21 protein-coding genes and 1 riboswitch are annotated in these 25,924 nt (G+C 63.4%); of the genes, 14 read left to right on the forward strand and 7 right to left on the reverse strand.

Annotated elements, in window-relative coordinates; genetic code table 11:
- Positions 1-243: 243 nt before the first annotated feature.
- Positions 244-1,461, reverse strand: a complete 1,218-nt coding sequence (locus OIU19_RS17060) for an MFS transporter (protein ID WP_264235996.1) — start codon at positions 1,459-1,461, stop codon at positions 244-246.
- 102 nt (positions 1,462-1,563) lie between these two features.
- On the opposite strand from OIU19_RS17060, the gene OIU19_RS17065 reads away from it, so the two are divergent.
- The 3 genes from OIU19_RS17065 to tenA all read left to right on the forward strand — a co-directional run bounded on the left by OIU19_RS17065 (position 1,564) and on the right by tenA (position 4,040).
- Positions 1,564-2,481: a LysR family transcriptional regulator gene (locus tag OIU19_RS17065; protein ID WP_264236055.1), complete on the forward strand. Its 918-nt coding sequence runs from the start codon at positions 1,564-1,566 to the stop codon at positions 2,479-2,481.
- Positions 2,482-2,537: 56 nt separating this feature from the next.
- Positions 2,538-2,652: riboswitch (TPP riboswitch) on the forward strand.
- Positions 2,653-2,730: 78 nt separating this feature from the next.
- A complete protein-coding gene (locus OIU19_RS17070) occupies positions 2,731-3,378 on the forward strand; it encodes a TenA family protein (RefSeq protein WP_264235997.1) in 648 nt (215 codons plus the stop codon).
- A 2-nt stretch (positions 3,379-3,380) separates the two neighbouring features.
- A complete protein-coding gene (tenA, locus tag OIU19_RS17075; RefSeq protein WP_264235998.1) occupies positions 3,381-4,040 on the forward strand; it encodes a thiaminase II in 660 nt (219 codons plus the stop codon).
- A 47-nt stretch (positions 4,041-4,087) separates the two neighbouring features.
- On the opposite strand, the gene OIU19_RS17080 is transcribed toward tenA, so the two are convergent.
- Positions 4,088-5,002 carry a LysR family transcriptional regulator gene (locus OIU19_RS17080; RefSeq protein WP_264235999.1) on the reverse strand — a complete coding sequence of 305 codons (915 nt, stop codon included), beginning with the start codon at positions 5,000-5,002 and terminating at the stop codon, positions 4,088-4,090.
- A gap of 297 nt (positions 5,003-5,299) precedes the next feature.
- Between OIU19_RS17080 and OIU19_RS17085 the strand changes: the two genes are divergently transcribed.
- From OIU19_RS17085 to OIU19_RS17095, 3 genes are read left to right on the forward strand one after another with little or no spacing between them, the layout of a single operon-like run.
- Positions 5,300-6,604, forward strand: a complete 1,305-nt coding sequence (locus OIU19_RS17085; protein WP_186553589.1) for an MFS transporter — start codon at positions 5,300-5,302, stop codon at positions 6,602-6,604.
- 31 nt (positions 6,605-6,635) lie between these two features.
- Positions 6,636-7,877, forward strand: a complete 1,242-nt coding sequence (locus OIU19_RS17090; protein WP_264236000.1) for a Zn-dependent hydrolase — start codon at positions 6,636-6,638, stop codon at positions 7,875-7,877.
- Positions 7,877-8,899, forward strand: a complete 1,023-nt coding sequence (locus OIU19_RS17095) for a histone deacetylase family protein (RefSeq protein WP_186553587.1) — start codon at positions 7,877-7,879, stop codon at positions 8,897-8,899. Before OIU19_RS17090 ends, OIU19_RS17095 begins: the two co-directional genes overlap by 1 nt.
- 125 nt (positions 8,900-9,024) lie before the next feature.
- On the opposite strand, the gene OIU19_RS17100 is transcribed toward OIU19_RS17095, so the two are convergent.
- Complete coding sequence (locus OIU19_RS17100) at positions 9,025-10,449, reverse strand: PLP-dependent aminotransferase family protein (RefSeq protein ID WP_264236001.1); 1,425 nt, start codon at positions 10,447-10,449, stop codon at positions 9,025-9,027.
- A gap of 473 nt (positions 10,450-10,922) precedes the next feature.
- Between OIU19_RS17100 and OIU19_RS17105 the strand changes: the two genes are divergently transcribed.
- Positions 10,923-12,335 carry an amino acid permease gene (locus OIU19_RS17105; RefSeq protein WP_264236002.1) on the forward strand — a complete coding sequence of 471 codons (1,413 nt, stop codon included), beginning with the start codon at positions 10,923-10,925 and terminating at the stop codon, positions 12,333-12,335.
- Positions 12,336-12,397: 62 nt separating this feature from the next.
- Here OIU19_RS17105 and OIU19_RS17110 read toward each other — a convergent pair whose 3' ends face one another.
- A complete protein-coding gene (locus OIU19_RS17110; protein ID WP_264236003.1) occupies positions 12,398-12,868 on the reverse strand; it encodes a FecR domain-containing protein in 471 nt (156 codons plus the stop codon).
- 180 nt (positions 12,869-13,048) lie between these two features.
- Between OIU19_RS17110 and tam the strand changes: the two genes are divergently transcribed.
- Positions 13,049-13,825, forward strand: a complete 777-nt coding sequence (tam, locus tag OIU19_RS17115; protein ID WP_264236004.1) for a trans-aconitate 2-methyltransferase — start codon at positions 13,049-13,051, stop codon at positions 13,823-13,825.
- Here the strand turns inward: tam and OIU19_RS17120 are convergent.
- Together OIU19_RS17120 and OIU19_RS17125 are read right to left on the reverse strand one after the other, a co-directional pair.
- Entirely contained in the window at positions 13,822-14,184 is a 363-nt protein-coding gene (locus OIU19_RS17120; protein WP_264236005.1) for a DUF2784 domain-containing protein, read from the reverse strand. The genes tam and OIU19_RS17120 overlap by 4 nt on opposite strands.
- 402 nt (positions 14,185-14,586) lie before the next feature.
- Positions 14,587-15,456, reverse strand: a complete 870-nt coding sequence (locus OIU19_RS17125; RefSeq protein WP_186553579.1) for a LysR substrate-binding domain-containing protein — start codon at positions 15,454-15,456, stop codon at positions 14,587-14,589.
- Between the two features lie 260 nt (positions 15,457-15,716).
- On the opposite strand from OIU19_RS17125, the gene OIU19_RS17130 reads away from it, so the two are divergent.
- The 5 genes from OIU19_RS17130 to OIU19_RS17150 all read left to right on the forward strand — a co-directional run bounded on the left by OIU19_RS17130 (position 15,717) and on the right by OIU19_RS17150 (position 21,918).
- On the forward strand, positions 15,717-17,033 hold the full coding sequence (locus OIU19_RS17130) for an MFS transporter (protein WP_264236006.1): 1,317 nt from the start codon (positions 15,717-15,719) through the stop codon (positions 17,031-17,033).
- A gap of 14 nt (positions 17,034-17,047) precedes the next feature.
- Complete coding sequence (locus OIU19_RS17135) at positions 17,048-18,439, forward strand: FAD-dependent oxidoreductase (protein WP_264236008.1); 1,392 nt, start codon at positions 17,048-17,050, stop codon at positions 18,437-18,439.
- 110 nt (positions 18,440-18,549) lie between these two features.
- Positions 18,550-19,263, forward strand: coding sequence for a YebC/PmpR family DNA-binding transcriptional regulator (locus tag OIU19_RS17140; protein ID WP_186553576.1), 714 nt, complete (start codon positions 18,550-18,552; stop codon positions 19,261-19,263).
- Positions 19,264-19,373: 110 nt separating this feature from the next.
- Entirely contained in the window at positions 19,374-20,318 is a 945-nt protein-coding gene (locus tag OIU19_RS17145; RefSeq protein ID WP_264236009.1) for a LysR family transcriptional regulator, read from the forward strand.
- A gap of 187 nt (positions 20,319-20,505) precedes the next feature.
- The gene (locus tag OIU19_RS17150) at positions 20,506-21,918 is read left to right on the forward strand and encodes a DOPA decarboxylase (RefSeq protein WP_264236010.1); all 1,413 of its coding nucleotides are present in this window, start codon (positions 20,506-20,508) and stop codon (positions 21,916-21,918) included.
- A gap of 35 nt (positions 21,919-21,953) precedes the next feature.
- Here the strand turns inward: OIU19_RS17150 and OIU19_RS17155 are convergent, their stop codons facing one another.
- Positions 21,954-23,327, reverse strand: coding sequence for an MFS transporter (locus OIU19_RS17155; protein ID WP_264236011.1), 1,374 nt, complete (start codon positions 23,325-23,327; stop codon positions 21,954-21,956).
- Positions 23,328-23,832: 505 nt separating this feature from the next.
- Between OIU19_RS17155 and quiC the strand changes: the two genes are divergently transcribed.
- Positions 23,833-25,740 (forward strand): 3-dehydroshikimate dehydratase QuiC, encoded by a 1,908-nt coding sequence (gene quiC, locus OIU19_RS17160; RefSeq protein WP_264236012.1) that lies wholly within the window; start codon positions 23,833-23,835, stop codon positions 25,738-25,740.
- Positions 25,741-25,924: the final 184 nt, after the last annotated feature.

Raw genomic sequence — 25,924 nt, forward strand, 5'->3', positions numbered from 1 at the left:
GATTCTCGGCAGCGGCGCACGAGGGAAACAGCCGCTGTGAGGACAATCACTTTTGCCGCCACGGCACGAGTGGGCGCGCGGTGTCGCTGATGGAGTTGCGCGAGCCCTTTGTGCTCGGCGCACAAAATTGATTTCTGCGCGCCGCTATTTTTCTCCTGCAGCCAGATGGGGCCGCTGCTCAGCACCTTCCAAATTCCAGGCCGATGCTCAGGCCGCCAGCGCTGAGTTTTGCCAGGGCGCCGCTCATGCTTGCGCTCCTGCCTGTGCACCGGCGCCAACCGCTGGGTGTTTGCCGCGCCAGACCAGCCACGCCAGCGGCACGTGCACCAGTACCGCGGCGACCACGCCTGCCCAAGGGGTGAGGGCCAGTTGGCCGTGGGTCACCAGGTAGCTGCCGGCGGTCTCACCCAGGGTGATGCCCAGGTTGAACGCCGAGATGTTCAGCCCAGAGGCGAAATCCACCGCTTTAGGGGTGTAGCGCCCAGCGGTGTCGAGCATGCCGGCCTGAAAGCCCGGCGTCATGCCAAAAGCCAGAACGCCCCAGACGAACAGCAGTACCACCATGGCCACTGGCGACGACAACGAAAAGCCCAGCAACACCAGCACCGCCGCGAGCAAGACGAACAGCACGCGCAGCGCCCGTTGCCAGCCCAGGCGGTCGGCCAGCCGACCCCCGGCGAGGTTGCCGATCAGCGTGGCGATGCCGAACACCACCAGCAGGCTGCTGGCCGTGGCCGAGGAGAAACCGGTGATGTCGGTGAGGATCGGCGTGATGAAGGTGAATGCGGCAAAGCTTGCGCCAAAGCCCAGAATGGTCACCAGCATCATCGACCAGATCGCCGGTTGACCGAGCGCAGCCAGCTGGGTGCGGATGCTCCCGGCTTCCCCGGTTTTTAGCGCCGGCAGCCAGAACAGGGTGGCGAGCAAGGCCAGTGCGCTGAGCGCGGCCACCGCGTAGAACGGCAGGCGCCAGCCCATGGCATTGCCCAGGAAGCTGCCCAGCGGCACCCCGATGACCATGGCCAGGGTCAGCCCGGCGAACATGATGGCGATGGCTTTGCTGGCCTGGCCCTTGGGTGCCAGGCTCGCCGCGACCGTGGCGCCAATGGCGAAGAAGCTGCCATGGGCGACGGCGGTGATCAGTCGCCCGATCAGCAGTGTCGAGTAGTCACTGGACAACGCTGAAAGCAGGTTGCCAGCCAGGAAGATTGCCACCAGGCCAGCCAACACCGGCTTGCGGGGCAAGCGCCCCAGCAGCAAGACGATGAACGGGGTGAACACCGCCAGCGCCAAGGCGTACAGGCCGACCAGGCCGCCAGCGGTGGCCAGGGTCACGCCCAGGTCGTTGGAAATTGCCGGGAGAATGCCGACCACGATGAACTCGGCCACGCCAATGGCGAAGGCGGTCAGGGCCAGCACATACACCCCGGGGTGAATGCGTGTGGAGGAGGGGGTAGTCATGAAAATGCTCGCAAGGTGAAAGATGCAGCACACGATACGAGGCTCACGGTTTGTGACGTAGACTCGTGCAATTCCAACCAGCTGTGAATTCAAATCATGCAAATCCGAGCCAAGGACATCAATCGCTCTGGCGAGATGGAAGTGTTTGCCGAGGTGGTCGCCTGCGGTACTTTCTCGGAAGCGGCGCGGCGCCTGGACATGACCCCATCGGCGGTGAGCAAGCTGATCGCCCGCCTTGAGCAGCGCCTGGGCGCCCGTCTGCTGCTGCGCTCGACCCGGCGCCTGGAACTGACCGCCGAGGGTGAGCGCTTCCATGTCGAGAGCCTGCGTATTCTTGAGCAGATCGACAACGCCGAGCGCGATGTGGCCAATGCCGCCTGCCCCAGCGGGATCATCCATATCAACAGCAACCTGCCGTTTGGCCTGCATTGCCTGGCGCCGCTGGTGCCGGCATTTCTGGAGGCTTATCCGCAGATCACCTTGAACATCGAGCTGACCGACACGGTGGTCGATCTGCTCGAACGGCGAGCCGATGTGGCGATCCGTTCGGGGCCGCTGAAGGCCTCACGGCTGGTGCAGCGGCACTTGGGCCGTAGTCGTTTGTTGACCGTGGCCGCCCCGGCCTACTTGGCACGCCGGGGCACCCCGCGTACGCCACAGGAGTTGCATGAGCACAATCGATTGGGCTTTGGCTTTCACCGGCATTCGCAGGCCTGGGTGTATCAGGGCGCCGATGGCCAGCGGGTCGAGGTTGAACCGCAAGGGAATCTGCTGCTGCAAGACGGTGAGAGCATGCGCCAGCTGACCCTCGGCGGCGCAGGGATTGCCCGCTTGGCCAATTTCCATGTGGGGGCGGATATCGCGGCAGGGCGGCTGGTGCCGTTGCTGGAAGAATTTGACAGTGGCGAGGAAGATATCCTGCATGCGGTGTTCATTGGGCCAGGACGGCAGTTGCCGCAGCGGGTGAGGGTGTTTATCGACTTTCTGGTCGAGCGCTTGGATGTGCGCTATTTCAGTTGAGTGTCTGCGCTAGCCATCCCGGCTGATGACAAGCCACCCCCCCTCCTGTATACCTAGTCGCCACCAAGGGGAGCCCGGCAACGGGCTGAGAAACCGCTGAGATCACCAGCGCGGTGACCCTTCGAACCTGATCCGGATCATGCCGGCGAAGGGATGGGACTGCCGACCTGCCTTTTTGCCGGCCTCACTGCGAGGCCGCTTCATGCCACACCGCCACGGTCTCGCTGTCACCCTACAGAGGACAGCACCATGACCGAACGCTTCACCCAAACCCTGCGCCGCCAAAGCGAGCCGACCTGGTCTGCGGCGGTCGGCCACCGCTTCGTCAAAGCGCTGTGCGACGGCAGCGTGGCGGACCCTGTCATGGTCCGCTACCTGGTCCAGGATCACCGCTTTCTCGATAGCTTCCTGACCCTGCTGGGCGCCGCCATCGCCACGGCCGACACCTTCGAGGCACGCCTGCGCCTGGGGCGCTTCGCCGGCATGATCAGTAGCGACGAGAACACCTACTTCCTGCGCGCTTTCCAAGCCCTGGACGTCAGCCCGGCGCAGCGCGACGAGCCTGCCGACACCCTACCGACCGCAGGCTTCAAGGCGATCATGCGCGAAGCGGCGGCCACCCGTTCGTATGCCGCCGCCCTGGCGGTACTCAATGTCGCCGAGGGCCTGTACCTGGACTGGGCGACCAAGGCACCGCAACCGTTGCCGGCCAACTTTGTTCACGCCGAGTGGATCACCCTGCATGACAACCCGTTCTTCCGCGACTTCGTCGCCTTCCTGCAAGCAGAGCTGGATCGGGTCGGGCCACAGCAGGCGGCACTGAGCAGCGACTTCTACCTGCGCACGGTGGAACTGGAACTGGCCTTCTTCGATGCCATCTACCCAGGGGAGGCGTGAGCATGGATATCTTCGACCGCCTCAAGGGCGCGTGCGCGGCCCAATGGTCCAGCTATGTCGATCACCCGTTCGTGCGGCAGATGGGTGAGGGCAGCCTGAGCGAGGAGGCCTTCCGTACTTACCTGGTGCAGGATTACCTGTTCCTCATCCAGTTTGCCCGCGCCTGGGCCCTGGCTGCGTACAAAAGCCGTTTGCCAAGCGACATCCGTGCGGCCCAGGCGGGGCTGGCGGCGATCCTCGATGAGACCGAGCTGCACCTGCGCCTTTGCGCGCGCTGGGGATTGTCCAAGGCCGATATCGAGGCCGCGCCTGAGCATCAGGCGACAGTGGCCTATACCCGCTATGTACTCGATTGTGGTGCGGCAGGTGACCTGCTGGAATTGCACGCGGCGCTGGCGCCTTGTGTGATCGGCTATGCAGAGATTGGCCGGGCGTTGGCCGCGCAGATTGGCGATTTGCGTGATCATCCCTATCGCGAATGGATCGGCGAGTATGCCGGGGAGGCTTACCAAGGGGTGGCGGCTGCGGCGCGCAAGCATCTGGATGAACTGGCGGCGCGGAGCATGACCGAGCAGCGCTTTGTCGAGTTGGCGGCGATCTTTGGCCAGGCGTCGAAGCTGGAGGCAGATTTCTGGCAGATGGGGTTGGACGCCACCGTGTAACGCTTTGGATTTTTGGGGCCGCACAGCGGCCCCAGAAGCTGAAGGCATCACTGCACCCCCAGGCACTCCTGCAACGCCTCGATAAACACCCGCTCCGCCCGACTCAAACGCTGCTCACGATTCCACAGCAGGTGAATATCGACATCCGCAATCCCTTCATGCGGCGGTAATCGCCAGAGCAATCCAGCCTGCACATCAGGCGCCACCACGTGTTCGGGCAAACAGCCAATGCCAAACCCGGCGATCACCAGCCGGCGCACTTCCTCAAGGCTCGGCGATGACGCCACGATGCGTCCGCTGAACCCCTGCTGATCACGAAAAATGGTCAACGGCGAGAGCATGCCGCCAATCTGGTCGCTGGTGAAACTGACGAAATTCTCCCGCTGCAGATCGCCTTCCAGCTTGCCGAACAAACCATGGTGCTTGCCGCAGAAAAAGGCATAGCGCTGCCGCAGGAACAAGCGCTGCTCCAGGCGTGGTTGCGGCCGGCGATTGAGGCTCAAGCCTGCGGTGGCGGTTTTCTCTTGCAGGGCGGCGACGATGTCTGAGCTGCGCATCACGTCGATCTCCAGGTCCACCCGTGGATGCTGGCGATGAAAGCCTGCGAGAAAATCGTCGAAGCGCTCCGAGCAGATCCGGCTGATCATCAATAGCCGCACTTTGCCGACCAACTCATCGGCCGGCTGCTCGAGCAGGCCGCCGATCTGCGACATCTGCCCATACACCTCGCCAGCCAACTGGAACAGCTGCTCGCCCATTTCCGTCAGCACGAAGCGCGGCCCGCGGCGGGCGATCAGCTGGCGACCGAGCTGCTCTTCAAGGCGCTTGAGCGCTTGGCTGACGGCCGGCTGGGTCAAGTGCAGGCGCGCGGCGGCGCGGCTGATGGACAGCTCCTGGCCGATCACCCGGAAGGTGCGCAGCAGGTTCCAGTCGAGGCGATCGTTGAGCAGGCGGTCAGACATGGCGGGCTCGCGATAATAAATGGTCGTTATAGTTCGAATAATAAATAGAAAATTGACTAATCATAGCCCTCGGCCGAAAAATCACTTCAAGGAAACATTGCGCAACAGCCTTGGAACGGTGGTGAATTTTTCGCGGGCAAGCCCGCTCCCACAGGGAGCAGCAGCGCTACGCAACCTGTGGGAGCGGGCTTGCCCGCGACCAATTCACCGCCGATCTCACTGACGCAACCCAAGCGCCCCCAGAGCGCCCCGTGACCCCTTACTCCTGCCAAAAAAACAAGCAAAGGAGCCTGACCCATGAAGCCTTCCGCTTCGCCCCAACCGCGCCGGGCCGCGGCCGCCGCGTTTATCGGCACCATGATCGAGTGGTACGACTTCTACATCTACGCCACCGCCGCCGCATTGGTTTTCGGCGCCTTGTTCTTCCCCTCCGACAACAGCCTGTTCAGCACCATGGCCGCCTTTGGCACCTTTGCCGTGGGCTTCTTCGCCAGACCCTTGGGCGGTATCGTCTTCGGCCATATCGGCGACCGCATCGGCCGCAAGAAATCCCTGGTCATTACCCTGCTGATGATGGGCGTGGTCACCGTGGGCATCGGCCTGTTGCCGACCTACGCACAAATCGGCGCCGCCGCACCCGTGCTGCTGATTGTGCTGCGGGTGATCCAAGGCATCGCCGTTGGGGGCGAGTGGGGCGGTGCAGTGCTGATGGCCGGCGAGCATGCGCCCAAGGGCCGGCGTACGTTCTTCGCCTCGTTCGCCCAACTGGGCAGCCCGGCGGGCTTGATCCTCTCGCTGCTGGCGTTTGGCGCGGTCACCCGCTTGCCCGAAGAAGAGCTCATGAGTTGGGGCTGGCGCGTGCCGTTCCTGGCCAGTGCCTTGCTGTTGCTGGTTGGCCTGGCGATCCGCCTGGGCGTGAACGAGTCGCCAGAGTTTCTCGCCAGCCGCGAACAGGCCGAGAAGTCGCGCCGCAAGGAGCAGGCGCCGGTGCTGGAAGTGCTGCGTACCGCGTGGCGGCCGCTGCTGCTGTGCATCGGCGCCAATACCCTGGGGATTGCCGGGGTGTATTTCACCAACACCTTCATGATCAGCTACACCACCCAGCAACTGCACCTGGAGCGCTCGCTGATCCTGGAATGCCTGTTCTTCGTTGCGGTCATCCAGTTCTGTGTCCAGCCGCTGGCAGCGTGGCTGTCGGAGAAGATCGGCGCTACCCGATTCCTGGCCCTGGTCGCCTTGCTGGCGATGGCCTCGCCGTATCCGATGTTCGTGCTGGTCAGCACCGGCCAGGGGCCGTTGATCGTGCTCGGTATCGCCTTGGCGGCGGCGTGCATGGCCTCGTTCTACGCAGTGATTGCCGGCTACGTCAGTGGCATGTTCGAGACTCGCGTGCGCTACACCGCGATCTCCATGGCTTATCAGGTCTGCGGCGCTATCGCCGGTGGCCTGACCCCGCTGATCGGCACTTGGCTGGCGCACAGCTTCACCGGCCAGTGGTGGCCGATGGCGGTGTTCTACACCCTGATCGCGACAATTTCCCTGGTCTGTGTGCTGGCCCTTGCCCGCCAGTACAGCCGCAGCCAGCAGCTTGAGCTGGCCTGACCCACCCCCTGGATTGCTGGAGTAACCGCACATGTTGAAAAGCAACGGCGAGCGCCTGTGGGCGAGCCTGATGGCCATGGCCGAAGTCGGCGCCACCGCCCGTGGTGGTAGTTGCCGCCTGGCCTTGAGCGACGAAGACAAAGCCGGCCGTGAACTGTTCCAGGCCTGGTGCCGCGAGGCGGGCCTGAGCCTGTCGGTGGACGCCATCGGCAACCTGTTCGCCCGCCGCGCCGGTAGCGACCCCGAGGCCGCGCCGGTGATGATGGGCAGCCACCTGGATACCCAACCTGAAGGCGGCCGCTTCGATGGCGTCTACGGTGTGCTGGCCGGGCTTGAGGTGGTGCGCCGCCTCAATGACCTCGGCATCCGCACCCATAAGCCCTTGGAGATCGCGGTCTGGACCAACGAGGAAGGCGCGCGCTTCACCCCGGCGATGTTCGGCTCGGCGGTGTTCACCGGCACCCTGGCGCTGGAGCAAGCCCTGGCCATTCGCGATGCCAATGGCATCAGCGTCGCCGACGAACTGCAGCGCACCGGCTACGCCGGCCAACGCCCGCTGGGCGGCGCGGTCGATGCCTATTTCGAGGCGCATATCGAACAGGGGCCGATCCTTGAAGACAACGCCAAGAGCATCGGCGTGGTCAGCGGCGGCCAGGCCATTCGTTGGCTCGATGTCACCGTCGAGGGCATGGCCGCACATGCCGGCACCACGCCGATGAAGCTGCGCAAGGATGCCCTCTATGGCGCCGCACGAATGATCCAGGTGGTCGAGCAACTGGCGGCCGACTTCGCCCCTGAAGGCCTGACCACAGTCGGTGAGCTGGCCATTGCCAAGTCCTCGCGCAACACCATTCCTGGCGTGGTCAAGTTCACCGTCGATTTGCGTCATCACCGCGATGAAGCCATCGAAGCCATGGAACGCAGCCTTGGCCAGCAGCTACAGGCCATCGCCGCACAGCGCGGCCTGAACGTGCGTATCGAGCGCCACTGGGTGAGCCCCGCCACGCCGTTCGACGGCGCCTGTGTGGCAGCGGTACAGCACGCGGTCGATGGTCTGGGCTATGCCCAACAATCCATCGTCAGCGGCGCAGGCCATGACGCCATTCTGCTGGCCCGTTACTGCCCGACGGCGATGGTGTTCATTCCTTGCGTGGGCGGCTTGAGCCACAACGAAGCCGAAGATGTATTGCCCGACGATGCCCGCCAAGGCGTCGATGTACTGCTCAACGCCGTGCTGGCCCGCGCCGGTCAAGTCGAACCAGGAGAGTTCTGATGCGCTGCTATTTCCATCCCGAGCAATTGCTGCACCATCCGCGCAGCTACTACTCACGCGGCGCCATGCGCACCCCGCAGGAAGTCCCCGAGCGCGCCCAGCGCCTGTTGCAGGCAGCCAAGGACCTGGGCTTCGACATCCGCCAACCTGCAGATGCCGGCCTGGCGCCGTTGCAAGCGGTGCATGGCACGGCCTATCTGGCGTTTCTTGAAGAAGCTCATGCGCGCTGGAAAGAGGTGCCCGAGGATTGGGGCGATGAAGTCATGTCGAACATCTTCGTTCGCGAGCCCAACGCCCTGCGCGGCATCCTCGCCCAGGCCGGCCGTTATCTGGCCGACGGCAGCTGCCCGGTCGGCGAGCACACCTGGCGCTCGGCCTACTGGTCGGCGCAAAGCGCGGTAGCAGCGGCCCAGGCCCTGCTCGACGGCGAGCCAGCGGCCTATGCCCTGTGCCGTCCACCGGGGCATCACGCCCGCTTTGATGCCGCGGGCGGCTTCTGCTACGTGAACAACGCCGCCGTCGCTGCGCAGGTGCTGCGTAGCCGCTACAGCCGCGTGGCGATTGTCGATACCGACATGCACCACGGCCAAGGTATTCAGGAGATCTTCTACGCGCGCAATGATGTGCTGTACGTCTCCACCCATGGCGACCCCACCAACTTCTACCCAGGCGTGGCTGGCTTTGCCGATGAACGCGGCGCCGGTGCAGGGGAGGGCTACAACCTCAACCTGCCGATGCCGCATGGGGCCAGTGAAGCGGACTTCATGAGCCAGCTGGAGATTGCCCTGGATGCCGTGAAGGACTTTGCTGCCGAGGTGCTGGTGCTGTCGCTAGGCTTTGACATCTATGAGCTCGACCCGCAGAGCAAGGTGGCCGTGACCCGTGAAGGGTTCGCCGCATTGGGCGAGCGTATCCGTGCGCTGCGGCTGCCGTGCCTGATCGTGCAGGAGGGGGGCTATCACCTGGAGAGCCTGGAAGCGAATGCGCAGGCGTTCTTCGCTGACAAGCAAGATTGGCGCTAATTTGCGCTGCTAATGGCGGTCTCATCGCGGGGCAAGCCTGTTCCTGCATGCCTTGCGCCGTTGCTGAAATCGGCGCAGGACCTGTAGGAGCGGGCTTGTCCCGCGATGAGGCCAGCACTGAAAAACTACAGACCGCTCCTGCGCACATGCTTGACCAGCACCTTCTCCAGCAACTCCCACATCGCCGGATCGGTACTGAACGCCACGTTGAAGCGCATCCAGCCGGTCGCCTGGGCATCGACCATGAATAGCTGCCCAGGCCCGAGCATGATGCCTTGCTCCAGGGCATCGTCCAGCAGCGCGGCGCTGTCGGGCAGAGCCGGGTGGCGAGTCCAGACGTACATGCCTTCATCGGACTCGATGAACAGTTCGAAGCCAAGCCGGTGCAGATGCCGGCCAACTTCCTGGTGCGCCTCGGCCAGGCGCTGGCGCAGGCGCTTGAGGTGCTTGCGCCAGCGTCCGTCGATGATCGCGGCATAGACCACGCGCTCCATCACCTGCGAGGTGGTCAGGCCCGAGCGCATCTTCAGGTGCAGCAACTGCTGCATCAGCTCGGGGTTGGCGACCAGGTAGCCGACCCGTACATTGGGCGAGATGCTTTTCGAGTAACTGCCCACGTAGACCACCTGTTGCAGATGATCGAGGCTGGCCAGGCAGGGCTGCGGTTCGGCGACCATGTCGGCGTACAAGTTGTTTTCCACCAGACGGAAACCGTGCTGGGAAGACAACTGCAACAGGCGGTGCAGCTGTGGCAATGGGGTGCGCGAGCAGGTCGGGCTGTGCAGGTGCGGCTGGGTGAAGAAGGCGGTTGGGCGGTGATGCGCCAGCAGCCGTTCGAGCTGGTCGAGGTCGTAGCCGGCCGGGGTGCGCGGCACGCCGACCAGGGTTGCGCCCTGAAAGCGCAGGATGCTCATCAGGTTGGGGTAGCCGGGATCGTCCACCAGCACCACGTCACCTGGGCGCACCAGGGTGCGCACGGCCAGGTCCAGCGCCTGGCTGGCGCCGTGGGTGAGCATCAGTTGCGCCGGGTTGGCGACGATCGACAGTTCCTGTTGCAGGTTCTGCGCGGTCAGTGCGCGCAGTTCCGGCAGGCCCATCGGGTCGCCGTAGCCGGACAACTCCAGGGGGCTGCCGGCGACCTGGCGCATGCCGCGGCGCAGGCCGTCTTCGTACATCCAGTCGTTGGGCAGCCAGCCGCAACCGGGCTTGAACGGCAATTGGCGGGTTTCGAAGATCTGTTGCAGGTACCACTCGGAGTTGAACGAGGGTCGAGTGGTGTCGGCTCCCTGATTCTGACTATCCAGCAACTCGCCTGCTGCGCGATTGACGAAGAACCCCGCGTTGCCGCGGCTGACCAGCAGCCCTTGGGCGACCAGACGGTCATAGGCTTCGACCACGGTAAAGGTGCTCACCGAGTAGGTCGCGGCAAAGGCGCGGATAGACGGGACCTTGGCGCCGGGCTTGAGGGTCTGGTTGTCGATCAGCTCGCGTAACCCGTCGATGATCTGGTTGACCAGCGGGGTGGAGGAGTCTGGATGTAGTACGAGCATTGGGCTGCCTTCAGGTTTGCATAACGCCAAGCGCCTGCAGGGTGTCGCGGGTGTATTGCATCGACGGCCTGTACAGTGCAGTGCGACTTTCATGCCACTGTGCATGGCTCTCTGTGTCCGACATTTTTACATTAGGTGTCTGAGATCGCCAGACACCTTTTGCAGTGCAGGCACACCAGCGTCATGAACAATCATAATTTTGCTGCTTTTTCGTCGAGGCCCGCCTCGCATCATCTTTTCGCCAAGTCGAATGGGCTGGAGTCTAGCCGCCGTTCGGCTTGCGCACGCGTGATCAACCGGTTCAGTTCGTCCGGGGGCCAGCCCTCGAACGCGTAAGCAGGCCGCCATGGATGGCCTGCGTGTGCCGTGTGCACACCTCCTGCCCGCATTAGCACTGATGTACAGGTGAAACCGCTAGCCATCGGGGTTTCACGGATTTCCTTGGATAAAAAGAAGCACGGGGTACACAACTGATGGACGCAACATCCACATCCACCGCATCCGCCAAAGGGGCACCGGAGAGCAAGCTCAACGCTTCGCTCAAGTCGCGCCACCTGACGATGATGTCGATCGCCGGGGTTATCGGCGGCGCACTGTTCGTCGGCTCCGGCAGCGTGATCCACAGCGCCGGTCCCGCCGCTGTCCTGGCCTATCTGGCCGGCGGCATCCTGGTGGTGCTGATCATGCGCATGCTCGGCGAGATGGCGACGTCCTCGCCGGACACCGGCTCGTTCTCGACCTACGCCGACCGCGCCATTGGTCGCTGGGCAGGTTTCACCATCGGCTGGTTGTATTGGTGGTACTGGGTCATCCTGATGGCCTGGGAAGCTTATGTGGCGGGCAAGATCCTGCATGGTTTCTTCCCAAGTGTGAGCGTCAACGTGTTCGTCCTGGCCACCACCTTGGTGCTGATCACGGTCAACTTCTTCAACGTCAAGCACTACGGTGAGTTCGAGTTCTGGTTCGCCTTGATCAAGGTGATCGCAATCGTCTGCTTCTTGATCGTCTGCGGCGCGGCAGTGCTGAACATCTGGCAGTTCGGTGAAGTGCGCGGCATGACCCACTTGACTGCCGAAGGCTTCATGCCCAATGGCATCACCACGGTGATTGGTGCGTTGCTGGGGGTGATGTTCGCCTTCCTCGGTGCGGAAATCGTCACCATCGCCGCCTCCGAGTCCAAGGACCCAGCCGGGCAGATCGTCAAGGCCACCAACTCGGTGGTATGGCGTGTGTGCCTGTTCTACGTAGGTTCGATCTTCCTGATCGTCTGCCTGGTACCGTGGAACGACCCGCACCTGGGCGAGTCGGGTTATGGCGCCTACCGCCGGACCCTGGAGCTGCTGGGCGTGCCTTACGCTGAGCTGCTGATGAACTTCGTGGTGCTGACCTCGGTGAGCAGTTGCCTGATCTCCGGTCACTACACGGCCTCGCGCATGCTGTTCTCGCTGGCCCAGCGTGGCGATGCGCCGTCGTTCTTCAAGATCACCCGCGCCGGTACCGGCGTGCCGGTCTTTGCCATCATTGGCTCGTGCGCAGTGGCGGTCGTCTGTGCGCTGATCAACTTCAGCGAAACCCTGCGTCCGAAAGACGTGCTGGAAACGCTGATGAACACCACCGGCATGATCGCCTTGCTGGTGTACCTGGTGATTGCCTTCTCGCAGCTGCGCATGCGCCGCAAGCTGATTGCCGAAGGCAAGGAGATCCGCCTGCAGATGTGGCTGTTCCCGTGGCTGACCTACCTGGTGATCGCCTTCATCGTGGCCGCCTTGGTGACCATGGCGTTCATGCCTGACTACCAGATCCTGGTGATCTCCACCGGTATCGCCGCTGCGGTGGTGGTGGCGATGGGTGTGGTGCATCAGATGCGCACCGCCAACAAGCACTAAGCGGCTCGTTGGTTGACGTCGGCCGGTTCCCGCGAGGGGCCGGCCGCGTTTGTTTGTGGACGCTAATTGTGTGGGTGTTCAGGGCCTGCCTGGTCAAAGCGCAGCTGCTGGCCGGCGTTCAGGTGCAGGCGTTGGCCAGCGCTGTCGAGTTCGGCGCTTCCGTCGAGCAGGGTGACGTGTGAACGCTTGGCATCGCGCTCGAGCTTGAGGTTAGCGTTTTGTGTGGCGAGGATGCCGTGCTCGGTGATGAGCGTGAAAGGTCGGCTATCGGTTGCAGAAACGTGCAGTGACAAGCTGCCTTGCAACAGTGTCAGACGGCGTTGCACCGGGTCGAATTCGATGTCTACCGCGCTGTCCGCCGCCAGGTGCAACAGGCTGCCGTCTTCCAGTTGGCGGGTCAGTTGCTGGTCGTTGCTGGTACGCAGGTCAGCCAGTTCGAAGGGTTGGTTCATCCATGGCGAGCCGAGCAGGGCGGCCGCGCCGATCAGGGCGAGGATGGCCAGGGGCAGGGCTAGGCGTTGCTTGCTGATCATGGGGGGCGGTGGTCCTGGGTTTTGAGCATTGACCTGAGAGCGGCGCTGGCAGTTCCGGCCTGATCGCGGGGCAAGCCCGCTCCCACGCAGTCGGCTAGGAGGCCGGGCTAACGTGGGCTGCCCCGCGAAGCGGGCGTATATGGCTTATGCTAGACGCATTGTCCGCCTAAGGAGTTCGCCATGGCCTGGTCCGCCAACCAATATTCCCTGTTCGAAGACGAACGTACCCGCGCCGTGCGCGACTTGCTGGCCGCAGTCCCTCCTTGTTCGGTTCACCATGCCACTGATTTGGGCTGCGGGCCGGGCAATTCCACCGAAGTGTTGTTGCAGCGCTACCCCGATGCCCAGGTCCTGGCGCTGGACAGTGATCCAGACATGATCGCCAAGGCCAAGGAGCGCCCACGCCTGGGCGTGCCGCGCGTGCGCTGCGAGATCGGCGACATCGCCAGTTGGACTGCCTCCAAGCCCCAGGAACTGATCCTTGCCAATGCCTCGCTGCAGTGGGTGCCAGACCATGGCGCGCTCTATCCGCACCTGATCCGGCAGTTGAGCGAAGGCGGCAGCCTGGCCGTGCAGACCCCGGATAACCTCGACCAACCGGCCCATCGCCAGCTGCGCGAGATCGCCAGCCGTGGCCCGTGGGCGGACAAGTTCGCCGACTTCGCGCTGCCGCCGCGGCACAACGCGGGCTTTTACTACGACTTGCTGAGCCCGCTGTGCGCGCGGGTGGATGTCTGGCGCACCACCTATCACCATCCGCTGGCAGGCGGTGCAGAAGCGGTGGTGGAGTGGTTCAAGGGCTCGGCCTTGCGTCCGTACCTGGCGCGGTTGGACGAGGCTGAACAGAAGGACTTCTTGCAGCTATACCTACAGGCCATGCAAAAGGACTATCCGCCAGCGACCGATGGCAAGGTGCTGCTGGCATTCCCGCGTATGTTCGTGGTCGCTACCCGCTAGCGGCGCCAGCGCCAGATGACGTAGCCGTACACGCCCAGGTTGAGCAGCAGGACGATCAGGCCGAGGCCGATCTGGATTTGCGGTGTCAGTCCGGCGGGGTAGATCAGTGGCCAGATGTAGTGCTCGATGAAGCCGCCTTGGTAGCCGGCGTCGCCTGCGGCGGCGCGCATGCGGTTTTCCCAGTCGGTCAGCGGGCATTCCAGGTGCAGGCATTCCACGGCCAGGCCCCAGGCTACGGCGGGCAGGTGGAGCAGCAGGGCAGCGCGCCATTTGAGCACCAGCAGGCCGCCGAACAACACCAGCAGGATGAAGGCTAGATGCAGCAGGACCAAGGTGTCGGCGCTTAAGCGATAGAGCATGGGATGGGGTCTTGATTGGCGAGTGGAACGCTAGCATAGGCTGTTTGCTAGAGCGCCTGTACCGGCCTCTTCGCGGGCAAGCCCGCTCCCACAGGGATTGGTGTTGTAGCAGCGGGCTGTGCTGGGTCAGTCATGGCCTGTTTGCGGGCCAGCCCGCTGCCACAGGGGTTGGTGTTGTGGCAGCGGGCTGTGCTGGGTCAGTCATGGCCTCTTCGCGGGCCAGCCCGCTGCCACAGGGATTGGTTTGTGGCAACGGGCTGTGTTGGGGCAGTCATGGCCTGTTTGCGGGCCAGCCTGCTGCCACAGGGGTTGGTGTTGTGGCAGCGGGCAGTGTTGGGTCAGTCACGCCTCTTCGCGGGCTTGTCGGGGCGCCGAATTGCCGCGAAGGGGCCGGAGGGGGCATCACAAATCTTCCTGAACCATCTGCAGGAAAGTCGCCACTACGCGCCGCGTGCGTTGTTCACTCAAGCACACCAGCGTTTCCGTCAGATGCCGCTGACAATCAATGATCGGCAATGCGCACACCCGTGCATCCGCGCCAAACTCCGCCGCCGAAACCACACCCACGCCAATCCCCACCACCACCGCCTCGCGCGCTGCCTCGCGGCCTTCTACCTGGATCGCCGGGCGGATACGCAAGCCAGCCCGCTGCATTTCCTCTTCCAGCGTCTGGCGAGTCACTGAGCCGGGTTCGCGTAGCACCAGTGGCGTGTCATCCAGGTCAGCCAGGTTGATTGCGCCGCGGCTGGCCCACGGATGGTTGTGCGAAACAAACGCCACCATCGGGTCGCGGCGCATCGGCACGCAGTACAGGCGCTCGTCGTCGACATCGCGCCCCAGCAGGGCGAGGTCGGCCTGGTAGCTGAACAGGCGGGCCAGGGATTCGTCGGTGTTGCCCGTCTCGATCTTGACCTGGATCCCCGGATAACGCTGGCAGAAACGAGCAATCTGCGGCAGCACGTGCACAGGGGCATCCACCGCCAGCACCAGGCTGCCGGTGTGCAAGGCGCGGGAATCCTGCAGCAACTCGACCGCCTCGGCTTCGCAGGCGAACAGCCGTTGGGTGACGCCCAGCAAACGCTCGCCCAGGTCAGTCAGTTGCACCGAACGCTTGTTGCGGTGAAACAACAGCACCCCGAAGCGCTCCTCCAGTTTGCGCACTTGATCGGAGACCGCCGGTTGGGTCAGGAACAGTTTTTCCGCAGCGCGGGTAAAGCTGCCGTGCTCGGCGACTGCATGAAAGGCCTTGAGTTGAGCCTGGGAAACCGACATACCGCCTCCAGTAACAAGCTGAGCTTATGTGTGAAATACGATAAATCGATTTTCGTTATCAGTCAGCACCTGTTTCCATACCCTTCAACCCCAAGGCGCTGCCACAAGCAGCCCTGAGCGGCCATGGCAGCACGCGGTCACGCCAGACTGCTGCGCCATCTGACCCATGACGGGCCACCGTCATGCAGTGCGCAACACAACAACAAGACAGGCGTTTTTTCACATTCTGCCGGCACACTTGAGCAAGAGGTCAGACTCACATGAATCAATCCCTAGCGGCGATCAAACGCTGGCGTGTCCAGATTTTCGCCATTACCTGGCTGGCCTACGCCGCCTTCTACTTCACCCGCAAGGCCTTTTCGGTGGCCAAGCTTGGCATTGGTGAAGACCCAAGCTTCATGCTCGACAAGTCCGCCATGGCCAACCTCGACGCAATCTACCTGGCCGCCTATGCGGTGGGGCAGTTCACCTGGGGCATGCTCGCCGACCGTTTCGGCCCGCGCGTGGTAGTGCTCGGCGGGCTGCTGATTTCCGCCGCGGCGGCGGTGGTGATGGGCAGCTACGCGACCTTCCCGATCTTCGCCACCTGCATGCTGATCCAAGGCCTGGCGCAGTCCACCGGCTGGGCGGGGTTGTGCAAGAACATCGGTAGTTTCTTCCCGTCATCCCAGCGCGGCCGGGTGCTCGGGCTGTGGAGCTCGTGCTACGCCTTCGGCGGCCTGGTGGCCTCGCCATTCGCCGGTTGGTGGGCGTATACCCTGGTCGGCAGCTGGCATGCGGCGTTCTTCTCCAGTGCCGCAGTGGTGGCCGCAGTGGCGCTGCTGTTCTTCATCTTCCAGCGCAACAAACCTGAGGATGTCGGCTTGCCTGCGGTGGAGCCAGAGCCGCAAAGCATGTCGCCGGGCTCGAACCTGTGCAGCGTGTGGGCGCCGCTGCGCGAGATCCTGCGCAACCGCACTGTACTGACCCTGGGCCTTGCGTACTTTTTGTTGAAGCCTGCGCGCTACGCCATTTTGCTCTGGGGGCCGGTGATCGTCTTCGAACAGATGCCGTCGGTGGGCAAGGTCGGTGCGGCGATCATTCCCACCGCCTTTGAGCTGGCCGGGTTGCTGGGGCCGATCATGATCGGCCTGGCCTCGGACAAACTGTTCGGCGCCCGGCGCATGCCGGCCTGCGTGATCAGCTTGTTGCTGCTGACTGTCACCCTGGCGGCATTCATGGCGGCGATGACCAGCGGCAGCGTGGTGTTGGTGGTGGCCTTGCTGTTCGTCATGGGCCTGACCCTGTATGGCCCGGACTCGATGATCAGCGGCGCCGCCGCCATTGATTTTGGCAGCGCCAAGGCCGGCGCCACCGCCGCAGGTTTCGTCAATGGTTGCGGCTCGGTCGGGGCGGTGCTCGGCGGTCTGCTGCCGGGGTATTTCGACAGTGTCACGGTGTTCATTGTCTTCGCCGGTTGTGCATTGTTCTCCGCCCTGGTCCTGCTGCCGCACTGGAACAGCCGCCCGGCCAGCGCCGAACAGGCCAGCGATGTGGCACCCAATACCAGCATGGCGATCAAGCCACTGCGTACTTAAAGGAAAGTGAGTAGATGAGACCGTTCTGGCTGCAACAGGCTCTGGAGCAGGAAAGCGAGACGCTGTGTCCGCCGCTGACAGGCGATCAGCGTTGCGATGTGTGCATCGTCGGCGGTGGCTATACCGGGTTGTGGACTGCGCTGATGCTCAAGGAACAGGCGCCGCAACTGGATGTGCTGCTGATCGAGGCCGACATCTGCGGCGCCGGCGCCAGTGGTCGCAATGGCGGCTGCGCGCTGTCCTGGTCGGGCAAGTACTTCACCCTGGAGCGGTTGTTCGGCACGGCCGAGGCGGTGCGCCTGGTGCAGGAGTCCGAGCGCAGTATCGCCGCCATCGGCGAGTATTGCGCGGCCAATGGCATCCAGTGCGACTTCCGTATGGACGGCACTCTCTACACCGCCAGCAACCAGGCGCAGATGGGCAGCACCGATGCAGTGATCGCTGCGCTGACGCAGCAGGGCATCAACTCGTTCCAGCGCCTGGCAGTGGAGCAGGTGCAGCGCTTGGCTGGCTCGGCGCGTCACCTGGAGGGCTGGTACTCGCCGGCAGCCGCCACCGTTCAGCCGGGGCGGTTGGTGCGCGGCTTGCGCCGGGTAGCGCTGCAGCGTGGTGTGCGGATATATGAAGGTACTGCCATGACTGGCCTGGAACACGGCGCACCGGTGCAAGTGCGCACTCAAGGCGGGACGATCAAGGCCGACCGGGTAGTGCTAGGCATGAACGCCTGGATGGCCCGGGCATTTGCTCAATTCGAGCGCAGCGTGGCGATTGTTTCCAGCGACATGGTAATCACCGAGCCCTGTCCTGAACTGTTGCGTGACATTGGCCTGGACAGCGGGATCAGCGTGCTCGATTCGCGGATTTTCGTGCACTACTACCACAACACCAGCGATGGCCGGCTGATGCTTGGCAAGGGTGGCAATACCTTCGCCTATGGCGGGCGCATGCTGCCGGTGTTCGACCAGCCGTCGCCTTACCTGCCAATGCTGCGCGAAAGCCTCAGCGAGTTCTTCCCGGCCCTGGCCCAGGTGCCGCTGGCGGCCAGCTGGAATGGCCCGTCGGATCGCTCGGTGACCGGCTTGCCGTTCTTTGGCCGGTTGGACGGGCAAGGCAACGTGTTTTATGGCTTTGGCTACTCCGGCAGCGGTGTTGGGCCTTGCCATATGGGCGGGCAGATCTTGTCGTCTCTGGCGTTGGGGCTGGACAACCCGTGGACCCGCTCGCCGCTGGTCAAGGGTCCGCTGGGTTTGTTCCCGCCAGAACCGATCCGTTACCTGGGCTCGCTGATGGTGCGCAACGCCATCCGCCGCAAAGAGCGCGCCGAGGACCGTGGCCTGCGCCCGCGCCATCTGGATGTGCGCCTGGCGCGATTTGCCGCAGCGGCGGGTAAGGCTGATAAAGCCTGATGGCACTGGCACAACAAGCTCTTGTCGCTCATCGCAGCGAGGGCGTATAAACTGCACCCACTTTGGCCGGTCGCTTCCTGAACCGGCCGCCTGAAACAAAGAGAGTCGACATGGGCGCACAGTGGAAAGCCAAACATAAAGAAGCCGCAGCCAACGCCAAAGGCAAGATCATGGGCAAGCTGGCCAAGGAAATTCAGATCGCGGCCAAGTCGGGCGCTGATCCGGACATGAACCCGCGCCTGCGCCTGGCAGTGGAGCAGGCCAAGAAAGCCTCGATGACCCGCGAGACCCTGGAACGGGCCATTCGCAAGGGTGCAGGCCTGGATGGCGATGCGGTGCAGTACACCGCAGTCACCTACGAAGGCTTCGCCCCGCATCAGGTGCCGCTGATCGTCGAGTGCCTGACCGACAACGTCAACCGCACCGTTGCCCAGATCCGCGTGCTGTTCCGTAAAGGCCAGCTGGGTGCCAGTGGTTCGGTGGCCTGGGACTTCAACCATGTCGGCCTGATCGAGGCGACCCCGGTCAACCCTGATTCGGATCCGGAAATGGCCGCTATCGAAGCCGGTGCCCAGGACTTCGAGGAAGGCGAAGAAGAGGGCTCGACCCTGTTCATCACCGACACCACCGACCTGGATGCCGTGCAAAAGGCCCTGCCTGAGCAAGGCTTCACCGTGACCTCGGCGAAGATCGGCTACACGCCGAAGAACCCGGTCAGCGCCGCTAGCCTGAGTGCTGAGGCGCTGGAAGAGGTTGAAGCGTTCCTGGCGGCGATCGACGAGAACGAAGACGTGCAGAACGTCTATGTCGGTCTGACTGACTGATCTGTGCTCGGGTCCGCGTTGCGGCCCAATCGCGGGACAAGCCCGCTCCTACAGTAGGAGTGGGCTTGTCCCGCGATTGATCTTTTGCGAACACCGCCCAGAGCTGCTTCATGAACCCCACCTTCGCCTCCCTCAGCCTGGCCCACCTGCGCACCCTCGATTGCCTGCTGCTGCTGAAAAACCTCAGCCACGCCGCCGAGCGCCTGGGCTGTAGCCAATCGGCCCTGAGCCGCCAACTCGCCCACCTGCGCGAAGCCTTCGATGACCCCCTGCTGGTACGCCAGGGGCGCGGTTATGTGCTCAGTGAATACGCCCAGGCACTGGTCGAACCACTGCGCCAGGTGCTTGAAGAGCTCAACGCCTTGCGCCAGCCGGTCACCTTCGATCCGGCCCGCTGCGAGCGGCGCTTTTGCCTGGCTGCTTCGGACTACGTCGCCGAGCACATGCTGCCGCTGCTGGTGGCGGCGCTGGAGCGCGAGGCGCCGGGCGTGTCGCTGGAGTACCGGACCTGGCAGGCCGGGCAATACGCCTTGCTCGCCAGTGGTGAGATCGACCTGGCGACGACCTTGTTCGATGAGTCGCCGGCCAACCTGCATGGGCGCCTGTTGGGCGAAGACCGGGCGGTGTGCCTGATGCGTCGCGACCATCCACTGGCGGCGCAGCAGGTGCTCGATCAAGACGCTTACCTGAGCTTCAAGCATGTGCGCATTTCCGGCGGCGGTGACAAGGACAGCTTCATCGACCGGCACCTGCGTGGCCAAGGCTTGCAGCGGCGGATCAGCCTGGAGGTGCCGTTCTTTTCCGCCACTGTGCAGGTGATCGCCAACAGCCAGGCACTGGCCACGGTGCCCGAACATATTGCCCGGCAGCTGTGCCGGTTGCATGAACTGGCGTGGCGGCCATTGGGTTTCGTTGACCACACCCAGCGCTACTGGGTGGTCTGGCATCAGCGCCTGCAGGCGTCGGCCGAGCACCGCTGGTTACGTAACCGGGTGTTCGAGTTGTGGCGTCAGTCGCAGTTCGGGGTACAGGGCGGGCATGCGCCTTTGCCATAGGAGGTATGCGCGAAGTGGGGTTCTTGCTGTGCGGCCAGGGGCCTAGACTGGGCTGAGTGTGGCGTTAGTGCCGGCCCTATCGCGGGCAAGCCCGCTCCTACAGGATGTGCGCAATGTCTGTAGAGGCGGGCTTGCCCGCGATAGGCCGCACTGACAACGCAAATTCAGCCTGCCAAGGAGACCGCGCGTGACCCCGGAACAATTTCGCCAGTATGGCCACCAACTGATCGACCTGATTGCCGACTACCGCCAAACCGTCGGCGAACGCCCGGTCATGGCCCAGGTCGAGCCCGGTTACCTCAAGGCCGCTTTGCCGATCGCGGCGCCGCAACAGGGCGAGTCCTTCGAGTCGATTCTTGATGACGTCAACCAACTGGTCATGCCCGGCCTGTCGCATTGGCAGCACCCGGATTTCTACGGCTACTTCCCCTCCAACGGCACCCTGTCGTCAGTACTTGGCGACTTCCTCAGCACCGGTCTTGGCGTGCTGGGCCTGTCCTGGCAATCGAGCCCGGCGTTGAGCGAGCTGGAGGAGACCACCCTCGACTGGCTGCGCCAGCTGCTGGGCCTGTCGAGCCAGTGGAGCGGGGTGATCCAGGACACCGCCTCGACCAGCACCCTGGTGGCGTTGATCTGCGCCCGCGAGCGCGCCAGCGATTTTGCCCTGACCCGCGGTGGCCTGCAGGCCCAGGCCAAACCACTGATCATCTACGTCAGCGCCCATGCGCACAGCTCGGTGGATAAAGCGGCGCTGCTAGCAGGCTTTGGTCGCGAGAATATCCGCCTGATCCCCACCGACGAGCACTTCGCCATGCTACCCGAGGCGCTCAGCGCGGCCATCGAGCAAGACCTTGCCGCCGGTAACCAGCCGTGCGCCGTCGTCGCGACCACCGGCACCACGACCACCACCGCGCTCGATCCGCTGGCCGCGATTGGTGCCATCAGCCAAGCCCACAGCTTGTGGCTGCATGTGGATTCGGCGATGGCCGGCTCGGCAATGATCCTGCCGGAGTGCCGCTGGATGTGGGACGGCATCGAGCTGGCCGATTCGGTGGTGGTCAACGCCCACAAGTGGCTGGGTGTAGCGTTCGACTGCTCGATCTACTACGTGCGAGATCCGCAGCACCTGATCAGGGTGATGAGCACCAACCCAAGCTACCTGCAATCGTCGGTCGACGGTGAAGTGAAGAACCTGCGCGATTGGGGTATCCCGTTGGGGCGCAGGTTCCGTGCCTTGAAACTGTGGTTCATGCTGCGCAGTGAAGGCGTCGAGGCCTTGCAGCAGCGTCTGCGTCGTGATCTGGACAATGCCCGTTGGCTGGCCGAGCAGGTGCAGCAGGCGCCCGAGTGGGAAGTGTTGGCGCCGGTGCAATTGCAGACGCTGTGCATTCGCCATCGGCCTAGTGGGTTGGAGCAGCAGGCACTGGATGCGCATACCCGGGCCTGGGCAGAGCGGCTCAATGCTTCGGGGCAGGCTTATGTGACACCTGCGACGCTGGAAGGGCAGTGGATGGTACGGGTGTCGGTGGGAGCGTTGCCGACCGAGCGGGGGGATGTGGAGCGGTTGTGGGCCAACTTGCAGGAAGTTGTTCGTGGCTAAAAGTGCTGGGGCCGCAAAGCGGCCCCAATACTCGGTTAGTGGGTCGCTACGTTCAGGCTGCTCTTGCGGCTAGCCTCGTACACCGCTTTCTCCATCGGCTTGGCGTCGGGATTGCCCAGGTCCTCCATCGCCAGTCGATGAGTCTCCGGCGCCAGGTACGCAGCAAAGGCGCAGAGGCAGGTGATGAAGAACGCCAGGCTACCGACCACCAGCCAGATGTTGTCCGAACCCGGTGGCGCGATGGCAGCGAACAGTGCCGGCAGCATGGCGGTGAGCATGGTGCCGACGTTCTGCGCGATGGCCATGGCCGATACCCGGTAGCGGGTGTGGAACAGCTCTGGGTAGAAGCTTGGGAACACCGCGTTGTAACCCTGGTAGACCATGCCCCACATCAGGATCGAGGCGGCGAACGCCAATGGTACGTTCTGGATGCTGATCGCATACAGATAGACGAACGCTAGCAGCCCCGAACCCAGGCACCCGGCAATCATGGTCGGGCGGCGGCCGATCTTGTCCGAGAGGTTGCCGATGAACGGAATCACCAAGACCGCGACGATATTGCCCACCACCGGAATCCACAGGTACACGCTCTTGTCGAAGCCGATGCCGTAGGCTGGCTGTACCGCGTAGGCTGCGCCAAAGATGGTGGCAACTACCGGGATCACGTTCATCAGGGCCATGAACATCACCAGCACCATGTGCTTCCAGCTGTGGCGGAAGGCTTCGCTGATCGGCGACTTGGCCACCTTGTCCTGCTTCTCTTCCTGGACGAACGCAGGGGTTTCGTGCACTTCCTTACGGATGATGAAACCGGCCACCAGCACCAGCGCACTCATCAGGAACGGAATCCGCCAGCCCCATTCGTTGAAGGCTTCGCTAGGCATGAAGTAGGCCAGTGGCAGGAATACCGCCGCCGCCATCACCTGGCCGGCTTGCACGCCCTGCAGGGTGTAGCTGGCGTAGTAGCCACGTCGACCGAACGGCGCATGCTCCATGATCATCGAACTGGCCCCGGAGATTTCTCCAGCCACGGCAAAGCCCTGCACCAGGCGCAGCAGCACCAGGATGATCGGCGCCAGGATGCCAATGTCGTGGTAAGTCGGCAGCAGGCCCACGGCCATGGTCGACAGGCCCATGAGGAACATGCACAACAACAAGACGTTTTTGCGCCCGCGGGTATCACCCCAGTGACCCAGCACGAAGGCGCCCAGCGGGCGCGCCAGGTAGCCGACGCCGTAGGTCGCGAGCGAGGCGATGATGGCCATTTTCGGGTCGACTGAGGGGAAGAAGATCTGCGGGAAAATCAGTGCCGCAGCCTGGGCGTAGATGAAGAAGTCGTAGTACTCGAGAGCCGAGCCTATCCACCCGCTGGCAGTCGCTTTCTTGGCTTGGGAGCTAGAGTGAGCCATCGTTGTCTCCGTTGTTCTTGTAAGTCTGCAGACGGTGCCACGCGCACGGCAGAAGGCCGCGGTGAAGCACTGTGCGATCAGTATTGGGAGTGGTTTCAGCGCAAGGCGCACGATCGCAAACGAGGTCTGCGTAGACAGGACGAACGAGCAGGTGCGGATCGCAGGGCGAGGGAGGTGTGCATAGGTCGTTACCCGATTTATTGAACTTATTATGTTGTGACGCTGGGCTGGTCAAGACAGGATCCGCCGAACGTTCGGCAGGGCAGGGAGCGCCGGTGGATCGCCTGTACTGCGATTCATGGTTGCCCAGTGCTGGGCGCTGATCAATTCGCAAAATCCGCTTTTGTTCGGTAATCGAACAAAAACTAACTGTTCCGTACAAAATGAATTGCTGAGCCGACTTTACCTGCGAATAATCGATCGTGCCAGGAACCCGCCGCGGTTTTCGGCTTTGTCGTGTTCGCGCAGTTGTCCTGGCTGCGCTCCAATAACAAGGAACTCCAGCATGCAGCGTTCGATTGCCACCGTGTCCTTGAGCGGCACCCTGCCGGAAAAGCTCGAAGCCATCGCCGCAGCCGGCTTTGACGGCGTCGAGATCTTCGAAAATGATCTGCTTTACTACGCCGGCAGCCCGCGCGAGATCCGCCAGATGTGTGCCGACCTGGGTATCGCCATCACCCTGTTTCAGCCGTTTCGCGACTTCGAAGGCTGCCGTCGAGATCGATTACAGAAAAACCTCGACCGCGCCGAACGCAAGTTCGACCTGATGCAGGAGCTGGGTACCGACCTGGTACTGGTGTGCAGCAACGTCCAGGTCGATGCCCTGGGCGATGAACAACTGCTGGTAGATGACCTGCGCCTGCTGGCCGAACACGCGGGCGCACGGGGTTTGCGCATTGGCTACGAAGCCCTGGCCTGGGGCCGTCACGTCAACACCTATCAGCAGGTGTGGAACCTGGTCCGCCAGGCTGACCATCCGGCGCTTGGGGTGATCCTCGACAGCTTTCACACCTTGTCGCTCAAGGGCGACCCTAGCGCGATCGGCGAAATTCCTGGCGACAAGATCTTCTTCGTGCAGATGGCCGATGCGCCGATCCTGGCCATGGACGTGCTGGAATGGAGCCGGCATTTCCGTTGCTTCCCGGGGCAAGGTGAAATGGACCTGGCGGGGTTCCTTGCGCCGATCCTGGCGACGGGTTATCGCGGGCCGTTGTCGCTAGAGATCTTCAACGATGGCTTCCGCGCCGCGCCGACCCGGCAGAACGCCGCCGATGGCCTGCGCTCACTGCTCTATCTGGAAGAAAAGACCCGTCTGCAACTGGAGCGCGAGGCGCGAGCGGTAGAGCCCAGTGTGCTGTTCGCCCCGCCTGCGGCCAGTGCCTATGATGGCGTTGAGTTCCTTGAATTTGCCGTCGACGAAGCGGTCGGTGCGCGTCTGGGTGGCTGGCTCAAGCGCCTGGGCTTTGCCGAGGCCGGGGCGCACCGCAGCAAGGGCGTACGCTTGCTGCGCCAGGGCGATATCAACATCGTGCTCAATGCCGAGCCTTATTCGTTCGCGCATAACTTTTTCGAAGCCCACGGCCCTTCGCTGTGTGCCACCGCGCTGCGGGTCAAGGATGGCCAGGCGGCGTTGCAGCGGGCTACTGCCTACCGGGGCCAGCCGTTCCGCGGCCTGGTCGGCCCTAACGAGCGAGAGATTCCTGCTGTGCGGGCGCCGGATGGCAGCCTGATCTACCTGGTGGAGCAGGCCGGGGCGGGGCAGACCATCTATGACAGTGATTTCCGTCTTGACCCTGGCAATGAGGCCACCGGTGGCCTGCAGCGTATCGATCACATGGCCTTGGCGTTGCCAGCCGAGTCGCTGGACAGCTGGGTGCTGTTCTACAAGAGCCTGTTCGACTTCGCCGCCGATGACGAGGTGGTGCTGCCCGACCCCTATGGCTTGGTCAAGAGCCGGGCGTTGCGCAGCCAGTGCGGCAGCCTGCGTTTGCCGCTGAACATTTCCGAGAACCGCAACACCGCCATCGCCCACGCGCTGTCGAATTATCGTGGCTCGGGCGTGCACCACATCGCTTTCGATTGTGCGGACATCTTCCGCGAAGTAGCGCGCGCCAAAGAAGCAGGGGTGCCGTTGCTGGAGATTCCGCTGAACTACTACGACGACCTGGCCGCACGCTTTGATTTTGACGATGAGTTTCTCAGCGAGCTGGCGTATTACAACGTGCTGTACGACCGTGATGCCCAGGGCGGCGAGTTTTTCCACGTTTACACCGAGCCGTTCGAGGACCGCTTCTTCTTCGAGATCATCCAGCGCAAGGGTGGTTACGCCGGATACGGCGCGGCCAACGTCGCGGTACGCTTGGCGGCGATGGCCAAGGCGCGCAGCGGGGCGGCGCGTAGACCGGTGCTTTAAGGCCCGCTGCGCGTTGGCTCGTTCGCGGGCAAGCCCGCTGCCACAGGGACCGAGTCGGTCACACAGCTTGCGGTGTGCAGGGACATGTGTGCGGGCTTGTTCGCGAACAGGCCGGCACTGGCACTCTAAGATCCTGACCACTCGACCAACAGCGCGCTTCCCTGGTACGTCCCACTCACGGATA

This window comes from Pseudomonas sp. BT-42-2, assembly GCF_025847435.2.
Classification (GTDB): Bacteria; Pseudomonadota; Gammaproteobacteria; order Pseudomonadales; family Pseudomonadaceae; genus Aquipseudomonas; species Aquipseudomonas urmiensis.